Here is a 16,800-nt window from a genome sequence, read left to right as displayed (position 1 = left end):
CCTGCCATGACCATCCTGCTCACCGGCGCTGCCGGCTTCATCGGTGCCTACACCGCCCGCGCACTGCTGGAGGCCGGCCAGGCCGTGGTCGGCCTGGACAACTTCAACGATTACTACGACCCGCAGATCAAGCGCGACCGCGTGGCCGCGCTGTGCCCGTCGCTGGACCTGCGCGCGCTGGACCTGACCGACCGCGAGGGCCTGGCTGCGCTGTTCGATGAAGTGCAGCCGACGGCGGTGATCCATCTGGCCGCCCAGGCCGGCGTGCGCTATTCGCTGGAAAACCCGCACGCCTACGTCGACAGCAACCTGGTCGGCTTCGTCAACATGCTCGAACTGTGCCGCCACCGCGGCGTGCAGCACCTGGTGTATGCCTCCAGCAGCTCGGTCTACGGCGATTCGGCCACGCCGCCGTTCTCCGAGGACCAGCGCGTAGACCAGCCGCGTTCGCTGTACGCGGCGACCAAGGCGGCCAATGAGCTGATGGCCTACACCTACGCGCAGCTGTACGGCCTGCATGCCACCGGCCTGCGCTTCTTCACCGTGTATGGCCCGTGGGGCCGGCCGGACATGGCACCGCTGCTGTTCTCCCGCGCGGTGCTGGCCGGGCGGCCGATCGACGTGTTCAACGAAGGCCGCATGCATCGCGATTTCACACATGTCTCCGACATTGTGTCCGGTATCCTCGGCGCCCTCGCGCATCCGGCCGACGGCCCGGTGCCGCACCGGGTGTTCAACCTCGGCAACCATACGCCGGTCGAGCTGGAGCGCTTCATCAGCGTGATCGAGCAGGCCGCCGGCCGCCCCGCGCAGAAGGTGTACAAGCCCATGCAGCCCGGCGACATGGTGCGCACGATGGCCGATACCCGGCGCGCACATGACGCTTTCGGCTTCGATGCGGTGACCCCGATCGAAGAAGGCCTGCCGCCTGTGGTGCAGTGGTGCCGCGAGTATTTTGGCGATCGCGCCTGAGGATGGATCCTCACGCCGCGGGGTTCATCTTCGGATAACCTCGGCAGCGGAGAATGCGCGGTCTTTGTCCCCCCTTTGGCCGAGTGCCTTATGAGCCAACCCGAGCTTTCCGTTGTCGTCCCGGTATTCAACGAGCGCGACAATGTCGCCCCGCTGGTCGCCGAAATCACCGCCGCGCTGCGTGGCCGGCTGCCGTTCGAAATCGTCTACATCGACGATCACTCGCGCGATGACACCCTGGCGGTGCTGCAGGGACTGAAGGCGACCACCCCGGAACTGCGCGTGCTGCACCATGTGAACCAGAGCGGGCAGAGCACCGCGGTGCGCACCGGCGTCAAGCACGCGCGCGCGCCGTGGATCGCGACCCTGGATGGCGATGGCCAGAACGATCCGGCCGATATCCCCAAGCTGCTCGCCGCACGCGACGCCGCCGAGGCGCAGGTGAAGCTGTTCGCCGGCTGGCGCGTCAACCGCCAGGACAGCGGCAGCAAGCGCTGGGCCAGCAAATGGGCCAACGCCATCCGTGCACGCATGCTGCGCGACGATACGCCCGATACCGGCTGCGGCATCAAGCTGTTCGAACGCAGCGCGTTCCTCGACCTGCCGTACTTCGACCACATGCACCGCTACCTGCCGGCGCTGATGCAGCGCGCCGGCTGGAAGACCACCAGCGTGCCGGTCAACCACCGCCACCGTACCGCTGGCGTGTCCAAGTACAACAACCTCGGCCGCGCGCTGGTCGGCATCCGCGACCTGCGTGGCGTGGCCTGGCTGATCACCCGCAGCAAGCGCACCGCGGTGGAGGAGCGCTGATGGATCTGGAGCTGCATTGGCTCGACCAGCCGCTGACCTGGCTGTACTGGACCGGCCTGCACGTGACCGGCTGGAAGCTGATCGGCTATACCGGCGCGCTGATGTTCGGCGGCCGCTGGCTGGTCCAGTTCGTCGCGTCCAAGCGCGCCGGCAAGCCGGTGATCCCGCGCCTGTTCTGGTACATGAGCGTGCTCGGCAGCCTGATGACGCTGAGCTACTTCCTGTTCTCGGCCAAGCAGGACTCGGTGGGCGTGCTGCAGAACCTGTTCCCGGCGTTCACCGCGCTGTACAGCCTGCACCTGGACATCAAGCACCGCGGCTGGAAGCGCGACAAGGCCAGCCACTGAGGCCCCGGGGGTCGGATCCCTTTCCATGGGAAAGGGCTCTGACCCCGTCCGGATCACCCTGTCCGGATCCGCGGCGCATCCACGCATGACGTGGGTCTACTGCGTACCTGGCTACCGGGGCCCCGGTCTGCTGCGCAGGCAGGACCTTCGTCCCATGCCACGGGCGATGGGCGGTGCCATGATCGGGGTCTGCCTTCCCGGGAACCTGTGCTCGTGAAAACCCGTCTTGCCGTTGCCCTGCTGATCGCCCTGTCCGCCCCTGCCGTGGCCCTGGCCGCGCCGCCCGCCACCGCCGCACCGTCCGGCGTGGCCACTGAATCGCCCGCCGACGCCGCCTTCCGCGCGCTGTACGAGAAGGAATGGAAGTGGCGCCAGCAGGGCGGTGGCGAGGCCAGCGAGGACGAGGACGCCCCGGCCAACGCCACCCGCATGCCCGACGTCGGCCCGGCCGCGCAGCAGGCGCGCCTGAAGGTGTGGGATGAGACCCTGGCCGCGCTGAAGAAGATCGACCCGAAGACCCTGTCGGCCGACAACCAGGTCAACTACGCGATCTACCACGACCAGGTGTTCAACCTGGCCGAAGAGACGCGCCTGCGCGGCTACGAGATGCCGTTCAACGCCGATTCCTCTTTCTGGTCCAACCTGTCCTTCATGGCCCGGCGCGAGATGAAGACCGTGCAGGACTACCAGAACTACATCGCACGCCTGAATGATGTACCGCGCTACTTCGGCCAGCAGACCGAGAACATGCGCGCCGGCCTGAAGCGTGGTTTCAGCGTGCCGCGCGCGGTGCTCGATGGCCGCGAAGTGTCCATCGCCACCGTCGCCGAGCTGAAGGACCCGACCGAGTCGCCGCTGTACGCGCCGTTCAAGAAGCTGCCCACCACCATCCCGGCCGCCGAGCAGGCCAGGCTGCAGGCGCAGGCGCGCGCGGCGATCAGCGGCAAGGTGGTGCCGGCGTTCCAGCAGCTGCGCACCTTCTTCGTCAACGAGTACGTGCCGCAGGCGCGTACCACCCTGGCCGCCGAAGCGATGCCCGATGGCAAGGCGTACTACCGGCAGCAGATCCACGAGTACACCACGCTGGACCTGTCGCCGGACGAGATCCACCGCATCGGCCTGGATGAGGTCGCGCGCATCCAGAAGGAAATGAACGACATCATCAAGCAGGTGAAGTTCAAGGGCAGCTTTGCCGAGTTCCTGACCTTCCTGCGTACCGATCCGCAGTTCTATGCAAAGACGCCGGAAGAGCTGCTGTCGCGTGCCGCGTGGATCTCCAAGCGGGCGGACGGCCAGCTGGGCAAGTACATGACGTTGCCGCGCGCGCGCTTCACCATCGTGCCGGTGCCGCCGGACATCGCACCGTTCTGGACGGCCGGCCGCGGTGGCATGGGCACCTACTGGCTCAACACCTACAACCTGCCGTCGCGCCCGCTGTACAACCTGCCGGCGCTGACCCTGCATGAATCCGATCCGGGCCACTCGCTGCAGGGCGCGATCGCCGCCGAGCAGAAGAACCTGCCGGAGTTCCGCCGCAACGCCTACATCTCCGCCTATGGCGAAGGCTGGGCGCTGTACTGCGAGAAACTGGGCGTGGAGATGGGCATCTACGAAACCCCGTACGAGGATTTCGGCCGCCTGACCTACGAGATGTGGCGTGCCGCGCGCCTGGTGATCGACACCGGCGTGCACAGCAAGGGCTGGACCCGCGAGCAGGCGTTGGCCTACCTGCGTGACCACACCGCGCTGAGCGAGCATGAAGTGACCACCGAGGTGGACCGCTACATCTCCTGGCCTGGCCAGGCGCTGAGCTACAAGCTGGGCGAGATCGCCATCGTGCGCCTGCGTGCGCAGGCCGAGAAGGAGCTGGGCGACAAGTTCGACATCAAGGGCTTCCACGACACCCTGCTCAAGCAGGGCTCGGTGCCGCTGCCGGTGCTGGAACAGCAGATCCAGGCCTACATCGCCGAGCGCAAGAAGGCCTGACCGTGCAAGGGTAGTGCCGGCCGCTGGCCGGCAACCCGACCCGGTCACGGGGTCGGATCCCTTTCCTGTGGAAAGGGCTCCGACCCCCTCTCGCCTCACCCCACCGGCCGCGGCTTGGCCACCCGTGCTGCGAAGGTCGGCAGCACCAGCAGGGTCAGCACGGTGGCGGTGATCAGGCCACCGATCACCACCGTGGCCAGCGGCTTCTGCACCTCCGCACCGGAACCGCTGGCAATCGCCATCGGGATGAAGCCGACGATCGCCACCAGCGCCGTGGTCAGCACCGCGCGGATGCGGCTGGAGGCACCGTTGATTGCTGCCTGCAGCGGCAGGTCGCCGGCGTCCAGGCGTTCGCGGATCGCCTGCATCAGCACCAGGCCGTTCAACGTGGCCACGCCGGAGACGGCGATGAAGCCAACTGCCGCCGATACCGAGAATGGCATGCCTCGCAGCAGCAGCGCGAGGATGCCACCGACCAGCGCCAACGGCACGCAGCTGAACACCAGAATGGCTTCCTTGCCGCTGCGCAGGGCCATGAACAGCAGGCTGCCGATCAGCAGGAACACCACCGGCACCACGGTTGCCAACCGCTTCTCCGCGCGCTGCAGGTTCTCGAACTGACCGCCCCAGGTCAGGTAGGCGCCCGGCGGCAGCGCCACGTCGGCCACCGCGGCCTGCGCCTCGCCGACGAAGCCGCCCAGATCGCGACCGCGCACGTTGGCCTGCACCACCACGCGGCGGCTGCCGTTGTTGCGGCTGATCTGGTTCGGCCCTTCGCTCACGGTAATGCGCGCCACCGACGACAACGGAATCACGAGCCCCGATGGCGTGGCGATCGGCAGCGAGGCCAGCTGGTCCGGATCGTTGCGCGAGGCATCGTCCAGGCGCACCACCACGTTGAAGCGGCGGTCGCCTTCGAAGATCTTGCCGGCCGTGGTACCGCCGATGCCGGTGGACAGCGCATCACTCACATCTGCAGCGCTCAACCCGTACTGTGCCGCCGCCACGTGGTCGATCGCCACGTTGAGCGTGGGCAGGCCGGAGATCTGTTCCACCCGCACGTCGGCCGCGCCATCCACCGCACGCAGCTTCAACGCCACCTGGTCGGCCACCTTCTGCAGCTGGCTGAAGTCATCACCGAAGATCATTACGGCCAGGTCGGTACGCACGCCGGAAATCAGTTCGTTGAAGCGCAGCTCGATCGGCTGGCTGAACTCGAAGCTGTTGCCCAGCTGCTGCCCGGCCAGTTTCTCGAAGCGCGCCACCAGTGCGTCCTTGGCCAGCGTCGGATCGGGCCAGTCCTTGCGTGGCTTCAACACGATCACGCTGTCGGAAATGTTGGTCGGCATCGGGTCGATCGCCGCCTCGGCGGTACCGGTGCGCGAGAACACGGTTTCCACTTCCGGCTGCTTGGCAATCGCCTTTTCCAGCGCCAGCTGCATTGCCAGTGACTGCTCCAGCGAGGTCGATGGCACGCGCAGGGCCTGCATCGCCACGTTGCCTTCATCCAGGGTCGGCATGAACTCGCGGCCCAGCAGCGAGAACGCGCCGATGCCCACCACCACCATCATCACCGCACCGGCCAGCACCGTGCGCGGGTGCGCCACGGCCTTGCGCACCACCGGTTCGATGCGCGCACGCAGCACGCGGATCAGCCTGGTTTCGTGCTCGCCGTCGTCCGCGTGCGCATCGCCGTCCTTCACCTTGGGCTCGCGCACCAGCAGTGCGGCCATCGCCGGCACGAAGGTGAAGGAAAACAGGAAGGCACCGACCAGGGCCAGCATGAACGTGGCCGCCATCGGGTGGAACGTCTTGCCCTCCACGCCCTCCAGCGTGAGGATCGGCGCGAACACCAGCAGGATGATCAGCTGGCCGAAGGCCGCAGGGCGCGCCATCTTCATGGCCGAATCGGCGGCTACGCGCAGGCGTTCCATCGCGGTCAGCGCACGGCCCAGTTCGGCGCGGCGCTGGCCCAGCATCAGCAGTGTCGACTCGACCACGATCACCGCACCGTCCACCAGGATGCCGAAGTCCAGCGCACCCAGGCTCATCAGGTTGCCACTGATGCCGAAGCGGTTCATGCCGATCACTGCGAACAGGAACGACAGCGGAATCACCAGCGCGGTGATCGTTGCCGCACGCAGGTTGCCCAGCAGCAGGAACAGCACCACCACCACCAGCAGCGCGCCCTCGGTGAGGTTCCTGGCGACGGTCTTGATGGTGGAATTGACCAGCACGCTGCGGTCCAGCACCGGTGCCGCCACGATGTCGGCCGGCAGTGACTTGTTTACCTGTTCCAGGCGCGCGGCCGCTGCCTGGGCCACGGTGCGGCTGTTGCCACCGGCAATCATCAGCGCGGTGCCCAGCACGGCTTCATGGCCGTTGCGGCTGGCCGCACCCAGCCGCGGCGCGCGGCTCAGTTCCACCGTGGCCACATCGGCTACGCGTACCACCACGCCATTGCGGGTCGCCACCGGGGCCTGTGCCAGGTCGTCGGTGGTCAGCGCCAGGCCGTCGGCACGTACCACCAGGCCCTCGCCGGCACGCTGTACGAAGCCGGCACCGGCCTGCACGTTGGAACGCTGCAGGGCAGTGACCAGGTCGGCCAGGCCGAGGCCATGCGCGGCCAGTCTGGCGCTGTCCGGATGCACGCCGTATTCCTTGACGTAGCCGCCGACCGTATCGACGCCGGCCAGCCCCGGGCTGGAACGCATCTGCGGCGCGATGATCCAGTCCTGCACGGTGCGCAGGTAGGTCGCACGTTCTTCGGGCGTACGCAGCAGGTTGCCTTCCGGTGTGCGGTAGACCTCGCCGGCCTGCCAGCCCGCTTCATCGGGTTTGGCCAGTTTGGCCGGATCGAACGCGGTGAAGTCCACCGTCCACATCAGCACCTCGCCAAGGCCGGTGGTGACCGGCGACAGCATCGGTGATGCACCATCGGGCAGGTCTTCCGATGCCTCGCGCATGCGTTCGGCCACCTGCTGGCGGGCGAAGTAGATGTCGGTGGCATCGGTGAAGATCGCGGTGACCTGCGAGAAACCATTGCGCGACAGCGAACGCGTGGTGGTCAGGCCGGGGATGCCGGCCAGCGCGGTTTCCAGCGGATAGGTCACCTGCCGCTCGATCTGCTCCGGTGTCAGCGCCGGTGCCACCGTGTTGATCTGTACCTGACGGTTGGTGATGTCCGGCACCGCGTCGATCGGCAGCTTGCCCAGCTGGAACAGGCCCACCGCGGCGATCAGTGCGGCCATGAACACCACCAGCCAGCGGTGGCGCACCGCTGTTTCAATGATCAGCTTGAACATGGTCGCCTCCTCAGTGGCCGTGCTCGGCTTCGCCCTTGGCCAGCTCGGCCTTGAGCAGGAAGGCATTGGCACCGACGATGCGCTCGCTGCCGGTCAGCCCAGCGAGGATCTCGATGCGGTCACCGGCACGGCGCCCGGCCAGGACCGGCTGCGCCTTGAAGCCACCTTCGACGGCGACAAACACCGCGCTGCTGCCATCAACGTTCTGCACTGCATCGGCCGGGACGCTGAGCGAACCGTCCTGGCCTTCGGTGACCACCACGGCCGAGACCGGCGAACCGGCCGGCGGCAGCGACGCATCCACCGGGGTGGCGCGGATCACCGCGACGCCGCCCTGCTGGCGCACATCGGCGGCCGAACCGGTGACGGTGGCGGTGAAGCTGCCACCCGGCACGCTCACTTCCAGCGTCATGCCGGGCGTGACCTGTGCGGCCAGCGCCGGCGGTGCGGTGAACACCAGCTCGTTCATTGTCGGGTCGGCGACATCGGCGACTGCACTGCCGGCGGCGACTACACCGCCCGGAGTGACCTGCACGTTGCCGACGATGCCGGCCACCGGGCTGGTGATGCGCACGCGGCCACTGGCATCGGGCGCACCGTTGGCAGCGGCCTGGGCCTGCGCGGCAGCGGCCTGGGCCTGTGCCGCCAGCGACCGTGCGCGCGAGGCTTCCATCTCCTGGCGGGCGACCACGCCCTGGTCGACCAGCGCCTTGTCGCGGCCATAGGCCAGGCGCGCGGCCTCGGCTTCGGCCGAGGCGGCCAGCGCATTGGCGCGGAACACCGCCGCTTCGCCGCTGACCACGATCGCCAGTGCCTGGTTCTGCTTCACCGCGGTGCCCGGTGCGACCAGCACGCGTTCGACGCGGCCGGTCACGGTCGACGCCACCGAGGCGCGTGCACCGACCGACGGTTCGACCCGGCCGGACAGGCGCGTGGAGCTACCGCCACCACGACCGACCGCGACCACTTCGATACCGGACGCCTTGATCTGCTCAGGAGTCAGCTGCACGACACCCTCATCGCCATCGGCGGGCGCCTTTGCGGATTCGGCCTTGGCCTCCTTGCTGTCGGCGGCATGGCCGTGGCCATCGTCGGTGCCGGCCTTGGCCGCAGCCGGGTCTTCATTGGCAGGTGTCTGCGCGTTGCCAGCGCAGCCGGCCAGCAGCGCGGCCAGCAGCACGCCGCCGATCAGCGGGAAAGTACGGGAGAGCGTCATGGGACCTCCACAAAAGGTGCGCGCCCTTCAAGGCGGGCAAGATCGATTTCCGCGGCGACGCGCGACAGGCGCGCATCCACGGCGGTGCCGCGGGCGGCGATGAGGGCGCTGCGCGTGCTGCGCAGTTCCAGCTGCGAGATGCGCCCGGCGTCGAAGCCGATGCGGGCCAGGCGATACGCCTCTTCGGCGGCGACCACGCTTTCATCGGCGGCGCGGGTACGGCTGCCGGCGGCCTTCAAACCGGCCACCGCGGAGAGGCGTGCCGCCTCGCTGTCGCGGCGCTGCTGGTCCAGGCGTGCCTCGGCCGCGCGCTGGTCGGCATTGGCGGCGCGGATGCCCCCGCGGTTGCGGTCGAACAGCGGGATGCTGAGGCTGACCCCGAGGTTGTAGGCGCGCTCGCCCCCCTCGCGGAAGCGGGTCTGCGCGGCAGTGACGCTCAGGTCGGGCAGGGCGCGCTTGCGCTCCACCTCGACCAGCTTGCCCGCCGCATCGGCTTCGGCTTCAGCGATGCGCACCGCCAGTGCGGTATCGGTGGCACCGCGTGGCAACGGCGGCGCGCGGTCGAGCAGGCTGTCGCCGATCGACTGCACCGGCGCATCCAGCAGCGCGGCACCGGCCAGGCGGGCCAGCGCGGCATCGCGGAAGGCCTGCGCCTCATCCAGCGCGGCGCTGGCGTTGGCGACTTCGCTCTGCGCCTGCACGGCGCGCAGCTGCGGCTCGCGGCCCTGCTTGACCATCGCGTTGACCGCGTTGGCGTCAGCGCGGGTGAGGCTCAGTGCTTCTTCGGCCAGGGTGTAGCGGCGCAGTGCACTTTCCGCCTGTGCATAGACCACCGCCAGCTGGCTGGCCACGTCGCTGCGGCTTTGGGCACCACGCAGGTTGGCGGCCTGTGCCTCGGCACGGGCGGCACGGACACGCGCGCCACGCTGGCCCCAGACCTCCAGCGGCTGGGACAGGGTGAGCACGGTATCGGCCTTGCCCATGCCGCCATAGGAGCCGGTGCCCCAGGCGTTTTCGGCGGAGTAAGAGAGGGAAGGGTTGGGCAACGCACGGGCCTGGTCGGCGCGCGCGTCGGCGGCCTCGGCCAGCGCCGCACCGACGCGGGTGCCGGGCAGCTGGTCCAGGCGTTCAAGCAGGGTGTCGTAGGAAGGGGCGGCTTGCGCCATCACCGATGCCGCCGGGGCCAGGCCCAGCAACACGGCGACGACCCGCCCGGCCGCACGCAGCGGCCGACGTGTCAGGGTCGACATGAAGAATTTCCGGAGGTGAGAGGAACCGAAGCCCGCGAATGCGGGACGCGCTCAACTCACGCCCGGGGAGGACGCGTCAGTTCATCCTGGGCGACCGCATAGGTCGCCGCGTCGCCGGCATTCATCCAGCGCGCCGGAAGCGGCGCACCGAAGGCGGCGACGGTACTGGCCGGCAGGCTCAGATTGGAGTGGTGGCAGTGGTTGTGGCTGCAGGCACCGGCGTGCTTGCCGTCGGCATCGCCATCGGCATCCGGTGCGGACTCCACATGCACCGTGCTGGCGTGCGGTTCCACCGTGCAGGCCAGCGCGTCGGCCACCGGCACGACCACGAATGCCGCCATCAGCAGCATCAGCAGGGTCGAACGGAGGTGGCGGGTGATCCAGCGCATGGACGGCAGGCTAGCAAGCGGTTTTCGCCGGATACAATATCAATGGACGCTTCGGGAATTCGTCGGAATCTCCCGTTCAGCTGGGCCGGGCGCGGGGTCGGATCCCTTTCCTCCGGAAAGGGCTCTGACCCCACCACATCGTTCGGGTGCGCCGCGCACATGTGCTCTGGTAGGTGTCGACCTTGGTCGACACGCTTTTCGACCCCACCGCGTTGCCGGCCAGCGGCCGGCACTACCCGTATCACGGCAGCTTCGCGATCACCTTGATCTCGAACTGGAACCCATACAGCCAGGTCACGCCGATACCGGTCAGGGTCGGGTGCGGCGCCTCGCCCCAATACTCCGGCACGATTGCCCAGGCCTTCTCAAAGTTCTTCTCTGGATCGACCAGGAACACGGTCACGTCGATCACGTCATCGAACGTGCAGCCGGCAGCAGCCAACACCGCATTGAGATTCTCGAAAGCGCGGCGCACCTGCGTTTCGAAGTCTGGCTCGGGCGAGCCGTCCTCACGGCTGCCGACCTGGCCGGATACGAACAGGAAGCCGTTGGAACGGATCGCAGGCGAGTAGCGGTTGCGCTCGTACAGGGCCTGGCGGCCGGCGGGGAAAACGACATCACGCTGTGACATGGGGAAGATCCCGTGGGAGAGAACGCCATCCTCCCCGTCAGCGCTGTCTGGATAAACCGCGATGATCGGCCTAGATTGATTGTCAATTCCAAACAATCATGGCCCGCCATGGACCGTTTCGAGGCGATGCGGGCCTTTGCCCGGGTGGTGGAAACCGGCAGCTTCACCCGCGCCGCGCAGACCCTGCAGATCAGCCGCACCACGGCCACCCAGCTGGTGCAGCAACTGGAGGCACACCTGCGGCTGCGCCTGCTCAACCGCACCACGCGCCGGGTCAGCGTCACCGCCGACGGCGCGGCCTACTACCCGCGCATCGCCCGCCTGCTGGCCGAGCTGGAAGAAGTGGAAGGCGGGCTGGGTGACGCGGCCAGCCAGCCGCGCGGACGCCTGCGCGTGGATGTGCCCGGGCCGTACGCGCGGCTGCGGCTGGTGCCGGCGTTGCCGGATTTCCAGGCGCGCTACCCGGAGATCCAGCTGGACATCGGCGTGAGTGACCGCGAGGTCGATGTCATCGCCGACAACGTCGACTGCGTGATCCGGGGTGGCACCCCGGCCGACCCGGCACTGGTGGCGCGGCCGCTGGCGGCGCTGCCGATCGGCTTCCACGCCAGCCCCGGCTATGTGCAGCGTTTCGGGTTGCCGACCGATCCGCGCGCGCTGGAAGGACCCGACCACCACATGGTCGGCTTCCTCAGCCCGCGCAGTGGCCGCGCACGCGTGTTCGTTGCACAGCGCGGCGATGAACGCGTTGAGGTGCAGGGCCGCTATACGGTCGGCTTCGATGATGGAAACGCCTATCTGGCCGCTGCGTTGGCGGGGTTGGGCGTGGTGGCGCTGCCCAGCTACATGGCCGAGCCGCACGTGGCGCGCGGCGAGCTGTTGCCGGTGTTGCCGGACTGGCAGCTGCCGCCGATGCCGATGCATGTGATGTTCCCGCCGAACCGGCACATGAGCCAGCGGCTGCGGGTGTTCATCGATTGGGTGGTGGAGGCGTTGGGTTGATCGCGCGCGCGCATCTGTAGAGCCGAGCCCACGCTCGGCTGCTTCTGGCATCACCAAGCCCGCGCTACGCGCGCCAGCCGAGCGTGGGCCCGGCTCTACCGGCATGCGAAAATCACCACAGCACGTAACAGGAAACATCGCCACGCATGAGTCGCATCGTCGCACTGGATACCGAAACCACCGGCATCTCCCACCGCCTGGGGCACCGGGTGATCGAAATCGGTGCCGTCGAACTGATCGATGGCCAGCTCACCGGCCGCCAGTTCCACACCTACCTGCAGCCGCAGCGCAGGGTCGACTGGGGTGCACAGCGCGTGCACGGCATCAGTGATGCGATGCTGGTGGGCAAGCCACTGTTTTCCAGCAAGGCCGCCGAACTGCTGGACTTCCTGCGCGGCAGCGAGATGGTCGCGCACAACGCCACCTTCGATGTGGGCTTCCTGGACAACGAGCTGCGTCTGTCCGGTATTCCCGGCACGCTGGCCCAGCACTGCCGCATCACCTGCAGCCTGAAGCTGGCGCGCGGGCGCTGGCCCGGCCAGGGCAACAAGCTGGACGATGTGCTGCAGCGCCTGCGCATTCCCAGCCAGCGCGGCCTGCACGGCGCGCTCAAGGATGCCCATCTGCTGGCGCAGGTGATCCCGCACCTGCGCTGAGGCCTGGCCGCTGTTACACCGGCCGTAACCAGCGCTCGATCATCGCCACGCCACAGGCCACCCCGTCCTCATGGCCCATCGCCACGCCCAGGGCCGCCGCGCGTGCGCGTGTTGCGTCGGTTTCAACGAAGGTGATGGCTGCCGCCAGCGTTGCTGCATCCAGTCGCTTCGGTGACAACGGTGGCGGTGCCACGCCCAACCGATACAGGCGATCGGCCCAGAAGAACTGATCCGCGGCGAACGGCATCACCAGCGAGGGAATGCCGGCGCGGCAGGCCGAATGCGTGGTGCCGCTGCCACCATGGTGGATGGCGAGTGCGCAATGCGGGAACAGTGCTTCGTGTGGCGTCGGGCCGAGCACGAACACCTCTGCTGGCAGCGCACCCGTCGGCAATCCGGCCCACCCTGGAAACAGCAGCACCCGGCGCGGTGCCAGCGCCTGCAGCAGGGCCGGCAGCACGCGCTCGCGATCGAATCCGGTCATGCTGCCAAAGCCCAGATAGACCGGCGGCGGCCCGGCATCGAGGAAGGCCTGCAGATCGGCCGGCGGCGTCCAGGGCGCATCAGGAAGCCGCCATTGGCCACAGGCGATGTGGTCGACCGGCCAGTCCGCCGGTGGCGGCAGCAGCTGCGGCGAGATGCCATAGAGCATCGGCAGGCCGGACCACAGCGCGCGACGCGGCGATTGCCCCAGTTGCTGGCGTGCCGCGTTGATCGGCCGGCGGAACTGGCGCCAGATCAGGCCGTTGACCCACCCGTAACTGGCCCGGTTCAACCAGCCCGGCGAGCGTCCGGGCGGCAGGAACGGAGAGCGGAAGGCCCGCGTCGGGGTCAGCGGAATCATGCCGGTGCCGATGACCGGCAGACCCCGACGTTCGCCCACGCTCATGCCGACAAGGGCCGCCAGTCCGCCGGTCAGAATCGCATCGCAGCCTTCGGCGGCGGCATCGGCCTGGCGCATCCAGCCGCTGACATGCTGCAGCGCCATCCGTGCCAGACCGGTACTGGCGGCGGCAACACCGTTGCCCCGCGAGACAAGGGCGACCACTTCGTCATGGATGTCACCCTCAAGGGCCGCGTGGGGCACATCCAGGGCCTGCGCGCTGCCCAAGGTGCCGCCATCGGCCAGCAGTGTCACCGCGTGGCCTGCGCTGATCAGCCCATGGCAGAGCATGGCGAGCGGACGCGTATCGCCTTCGGTTCCGTAGGTCAGGGCCAGCAGCCGCATGGAAAGCTCCGCAGTGATCCGGGCCAGTATGCCGGTTGGCGAAGTCCCCCCGCCCCGCCGGTCCAGTCCCCGCCTGTGGGTAACTTGCGCAAGTGCTTGAACCCGTGCATAATGCGCGGCTCGCTGTGTCCGGTTTTCTACCGGGCGGCGCTCCCGGGAGCACGTCCCCGGCCGCCCAACGCCAGCGTAACCCTTTGATTCTCTTGACGTGTGGTGGGCAACCATCGAGGCCGCCGTCGCCCGGGCTACGGGCTGACAACTACTACTATCGAGGTGCGCAATGTCCCGCGTATGCCAGGTTTCCGGCAAGCGAGTGCAGACGGGTAACAACGTCTCGCACGCCAACAACAAGACCCGTCGTCGTTTCCTGCCGAATCTGCACGAGCGCCGTTTCTGGGTGGCCAGCGAGAACCGCTGGGTCAAGCTTCGTGTTTCCGCGCATGCACTGCGCACCATCGACAAGAACGGCATCGATTCCGTTCTGGCTGAGCTGCGTGCGCGCGGCGAAAAGGTCTGAGGAGTAAAGCATCATGGCAGGCAAGCGCGATAAGGTCCGTATGATTTCCTCGGCCGGTACCGGCCACTTCTACACGACCGACAAGAACAAGAAGAACACCCCGGGGAAGATGGAATTCCTGAAGTACGATCCGGTCGTGCGCAAGCACGTCCTGTACAAGGAAGGCAAGATCAAGTAATCCGCACGGATTGCTGGTCCCCGCGAAGAAACCCGCCCTTGTGGCGGGTTTTTTCATGCCCTGCGTTTACCTGGTGGATACCGACCGTTCCGATGCTGCTGTGGTGGTGGTGGGTGCCGACCGTTGGTCGGCACTGGGCAGTTCCTGCGCACGCTGTCGCCAATGGCGCCATGCCTGGAGCGAAGGGCCGAATGCGATAAGTGATTGTTCCTACCGGTTCCGGCGCCTCGCACGGTTCAAATCGATTGGAACGACGGGCGTGGCCGTGCCCATGATGGTGAGCCGCTGCGGTTGCAGCGGTCGGGCTTGCAATCCCGAGGAATCGAGTAACGGTAAATTCGCCAGCCGCTGTCTCTGCGTGTGCAGCGGCTGGCGACCCGCTCTGCCTTATGGCGGGCGGTGCGTGGGGGCCGCGTGCCCGCCGGTTTGGTTTCCGTTGCTTGTTCCCCGGTATTGCAACCACGCATCGTCCGCCACCTTCACGGTGGCCAGATCCGTTGAAGGAGGTTGCATGAACACCCCATCACACCGGCAGGACCTGGAACTGGGCTGGCTGCGCCTGCAGCGCATGCTGCAAGGCATCAAGGGCATGGCGCTGCTGCTGTGCGACCACCATCTGGCACTGGCCAACGGCGCGCCGTCGCCGCTGCCGGAGGCGCAGCTGGAGCGGGCCGCACAGGCGATCGCCTGCATGGCGCTCAACGGCCGCCGCCATGCCGACGCGGTGCGGCGGCTGTGCGAGGTGCCGGTGCGGCATTGAGCCATCCTGTAGAGCCGAGCCCACGCTCGGCTGCTGTGCGGTCGGACCGGAAGGCCGTCGAGCGCGGCTCGACTCCACAAGGGCCGGTGGGCAGAATGGCCCATCACCTCCCGACGGGCGACACGATGCTGTTCGAGTGGTTGCTGGGTTCGTACCTGCTGCTGATCGACTGGCTGATCCGGCTGGTTGCACTGTGCTGGATCCCCACCCGCACCACGCCGGGGGCGGCGCGTAGCTGGCTGCTGCTGGTCGGCTTCGTGCCGCTGCTGGGCCTGCCGCTGTACCTGCTGTTTGGCCACCCATGGCTGTCGCGCGAGCGCATCCGCCGCCAGGCCGAGGCCTCGCAGGTCATCCGCGAGGAACAGGCGCTGCAGCATCGCCTGCGCTGGACACCGCAGCCGGACACCGCCAGCGCCGAGATCGTGCCGCTGGTGCAGCGCCAGGGCGACTTCATGCCGGTGCACGGCAACGCCGTCGATCTGCTGACCGACTACGACGAATCACTGCACACGCTGATCGCCGACATCGACCAGGCCGAAGACCGCGTGCACCTGCTGTACTACCTGATGTTCGACGACGCGGTGGGCGAGGCGATCGTCGAGGCCCTGCAGCGTGCGGCTGCACGTGGCGTGCAGTGCCGCGTGCTGCTCGACGCGGTGGGCGCCAAGCGCGGCCTGCGTGCCTATCGCAAGCGCCTGCAGGCGCGCGACATCGAAGTGCGCGCGATGCTGCCCGGTGGCCTGCGCTGGCGCCGCAGCGGGCGCATGGACCTGCGCAACCACCGCAAGATCGCGGTGATCGACAACGAAGTGGCCTATGTCGGTTCGCAGAACCTGGCCGGCCCGCAGTTCGTGCCTGGCCACCCGAACCGCGAGCTGGTGGCGCGCGTGCGCGGCCCGGCGGTGGCGCATCTGGAAGCGGTGTTCGCCAGCGACTGGTACATGGAAACCGGCCAGCGCCTGGACGTGATCGCCGATGTGCCCGAGTGCAGCGACGACATCGCCACCCAGTTGCTGCCCAGCGGCCCCGCCTATCCCTACAGCAACGCACGCGATGCGGTGGCGGCGCTGATCCACCTGGCGCGGCGCCGGCTGGTGATGGTCACCCCGTACTTCGTGCCCGACGAAGCCACGCTCAGCGCCTTGCGCATTGCGGCCTTGTCCGGCGTGCAGGTGCAGCTGATCCTGTCGGCCAGCAACAACCAGCGGCTGACGTCGTGGGCGCAGGAGGCCTACTACGACGAGCTGCTGCGCTGTGGCGTGCGCATCGCGCTGTACGAGCCGCAGTTCCTGCACGCCAAGCACATGAGCGTGGACGAGGACATCGCCGTGCTCGGCTCGATCAACATGGACATCCGCTCGTTCGCGCTGAATGCCGAAATCGGCCTGGTCTGCTACGACCGTGCGCTGGTGCAGCAGCTGTGCGCGATCGAGGATGGCTACCTGCGCGAGTCGCGGCAGCTGGACCTGCAGCAGTGGCGCAGCCGTCCCACGTGGCGGCGCAGCCGCGAAGGCATCGCACGGCTGGCCGATGCGTTGATGTGAAACGGC

The 16,800-nt window shown here is 68.0% G+C and carries 16 protein-coding genes; 10 read left to right on the top strand and 6 right to left on the bottom strand.

The genetic code is table 11. The features are described from left to right. Positions 1-6: 6 nt before the first annotated feature. The 4 genes from AC5P7A_RS16225 (at position 7) to AC5P7A_RS16210 (ending at position 4,118) form a co-directional block, all read left to right on the top strand. Positions 7-972, top strand: coding sequence for an NAD-dependent epimerase/dehydratase family protein (locus AC5P7A_RS16225; protein WP_495220337.1), 966 nt, complete (start codon positions 7-9; stop codon positions 970-972). A 90-nt stretch (positions 973-1,062) separates the two neighbouring features. Next, on the top strand, positions 1,063-1,785 hold the full coding sequence (locus AC5P7A_RS16220; protein ID WP_005420380.1) for a glycosyltransferase family 2 protein: 723 nt from the start codon (positions 1,063-1,065) through the stop codon (positions 1,783-1,785). After that, a complete protein-coding gene (locus AC5P7A_RS16215; RefSeq protein WP_014648879.1) occupies positions 1,785-2,132 on the top strand; it encodes a lipid-A-disaccharide synthase N-terminal domain-containing protein in 348 nt (115 codons plus the stop codon). The genes AC5P7A_RS16220 and AC5P7A_RS16215 overlap by 1 nt, the downstream gene beginning before the upstream one ends. Positions 2,133-2,345: 213 nt before the next feature. Next, entirely contained in the window at positions 2,346-4,118 is a 1,773-nt protein-coding gene (locus AC5P7A_RS16210) for a DUF885 family protein (protein ID WP_262225196.1), read from the top strand. Positions 4,119-4,213: 95 nt separating this feature from the next. On the opposite strand, the gene AC5P7A_RS16205 is transcribed toward AC5P7A_RS16210, so the two are convergent. The 5 genes from AC5P7A_RS16205 to AC5P7A_RS16185 all read right to left on the bottom strand — a co-directional run bounded on the left by AC5P7A_RS16205 (position 4,214) and on the right by AC5P7A_RS16185 (position 10,909). Continuing rightward, on the bottom strand, positions 4,214-7,423 hold the full coding sequence (locus AC5P7A_RS16205; protein ID WP_495220336.1) for an efflux RND transporter permease subunit: 3,210 nt from the start codon (positions 7,421-7,423) through the stop codon (positions 4,214-4,216). A 10-nt stretch (positions 7,424-7,433) separates the two neighbouring features. Next, the gene (locus tag AC5P7A_RS16200) at positions 7,434-8,639 is read right to left on the bottom strand and encodes an efflux RND transporter periplasmic adaptor subunit (RefSeq protein ID WP_032960667.1); all 1,206 of its coding nucleotides are present in this window, start codon (positions 8,637-8,639) and stop codon (positions 7,434-7,436) included. After that, a complete protein-coding gene (locus AC5P7A_RS16195; RefSeq protein WP_049442090.1) occupies positions 8,636-9,889 on the bottom strand; it encodes a TolC family protein in 1,254 nt (417 codons plus the stop codon). Before AC5P7A_RS16195 ends, AC5P7A_RS16200 begins: the two co-directional genes overlap by 4 nt. A 56-nt stretch (positions 9,890-9,945) precedes the next feature. Next, the gene (locus AC5P7A_RS16190; RefSeq protein ID WP_227864163.1) at positions 9,946-10,278 is read right to left on the bottom strand and encodes a hypothetical protein; all 333 of its coding nucleotides are present in this window, start codon (positions 10,276-10,278) and stop codon (positions 9,946-9,948) included. Positions 10,279-10,519: 241 nt separating this feature from the next. Beyond that, on the bottom strand, positions 10,520-10,909 hold the full coding sequence (locus AC5P7A_RS16185; RefSeq protein WP_014648873.1) for a RidA family protein: 390 nt from the start codon (positions 10,907-10,909) through the stop codon (positions 10,520-10,522). A gap of 108 nt (positions 10,910-11,017) precedes the next feature. On the opposite strand from AC5P7A_RS16185, the gene AC5P7A_RS16180 reads away from it, so the two are divergent. Both AC5P7A_RS16180 and dnaQ read left to right on the top strand, forming a co-directional pair. Further along, positions 11,018-11,911 carry a LysR family transcriptional regulator gene (locus AC5P7A_RS16180; protein WP_100450805.1) on the top strand — a complete coding sequence of 298 codons (894 nt, stop codon included), beginning with the start codon at positions 11,018-11,020 and terminating at the stop codon, positions 11,909-11,911. Positions 11,912-12,057: 146 nt separating this feature from the next. Continuing rightward, positions 12,058-12,567 carry a DNA polymerase III subunit epsilon gene (dnaQ, locus tag AC5P7A_RS16175; protein WP_014648871.1) on the top strand — a complete coding sequence of 170 codons (510 nt, stop codon included), beginning with the start codon at positions 12,058-12,060 and terminating at the stop codon, positions 12,565-12,567. 13 nt (positions 12,568-12,580) lie between these two features. Here dnaQ and AC5P7A_RS16170 read toward each other — a convergent pair whose 3' ends face one another. Then, on the bottom strand, positions 12,581-13,795 hold the full coding sequence (locus AC5P7A_RS16170; protein WP_495220335.1) for a glycosyltransferase: 1,215 nt from the start codon (positions 13,793-13,795) through the stop codon (positions 12,581-12,583). A gap of 280 nt (positions 13,796-14,075) precedes the next feature. On the opposite strand from AC5P7A_RS16170, the gene rpmB reads away from it, so the two are divergent. From rpmB to cls, 4 genes are all read left to right on the top strand, one after another. Further along, complete coding sequence (rpmB, locus tag AC5P7A_RS16165; RefSeq protein ID WP_005411638.1) at positions 14,076-14,312, top strand: 50S ribosomal protein L28; 237 nt, start codon at positions 14,076-14,078, stop codon at positions 14,310-14,312. A gap of 10 nt (positions 14,313-14,322) precedes the next feature. Beyond that, on the top strand, positions 14,323-14,490 hold the full coding sequence (gene rpmG, locus AC5P7A_RS16160) for a 50S ribosomal protein L33 (protein WP_169411268.1): 168 nt from the start codon (positions 14,323-14,325) through the stop codon (positions 14,488-14,490). A gap of 511 nt (positions 14,491-15,001) precedes the next feature. After that, complete coding sequence (locus AC5P7A_RS16155) at positions 15,002-15,250, top strand: hypothetical protein (RefSeq protein WP_478406166.1); 249 nt, start codon at positions 15,002-15,004, stop codon at positions 15,248-15,250. A gap of 125 nt (positions 15,251-15,375) precedes the next feature. After that, positions 15,376-16,794 carry a cardiolipin synthase gene (gene cls, locus AC5P7A_RS16150; protein ID WP_014648869.1) on the top strand — a complete coding sequence of 473 codons (1,419 nt, stop codon included), beginning with the start codon at positions 15,376-15,378 and terminating at the stop codon, positions 16,792-16,794. Positions 16,795-16,800 lie beyond the last annotated feature (6 nt).

The organism is Stenotrophomonas sp. YJH_SMC_65 (assembly GCF_059369475.1).
This window is presented reverse-complemented; position numbering and strand designations above follow the sequence as displayed.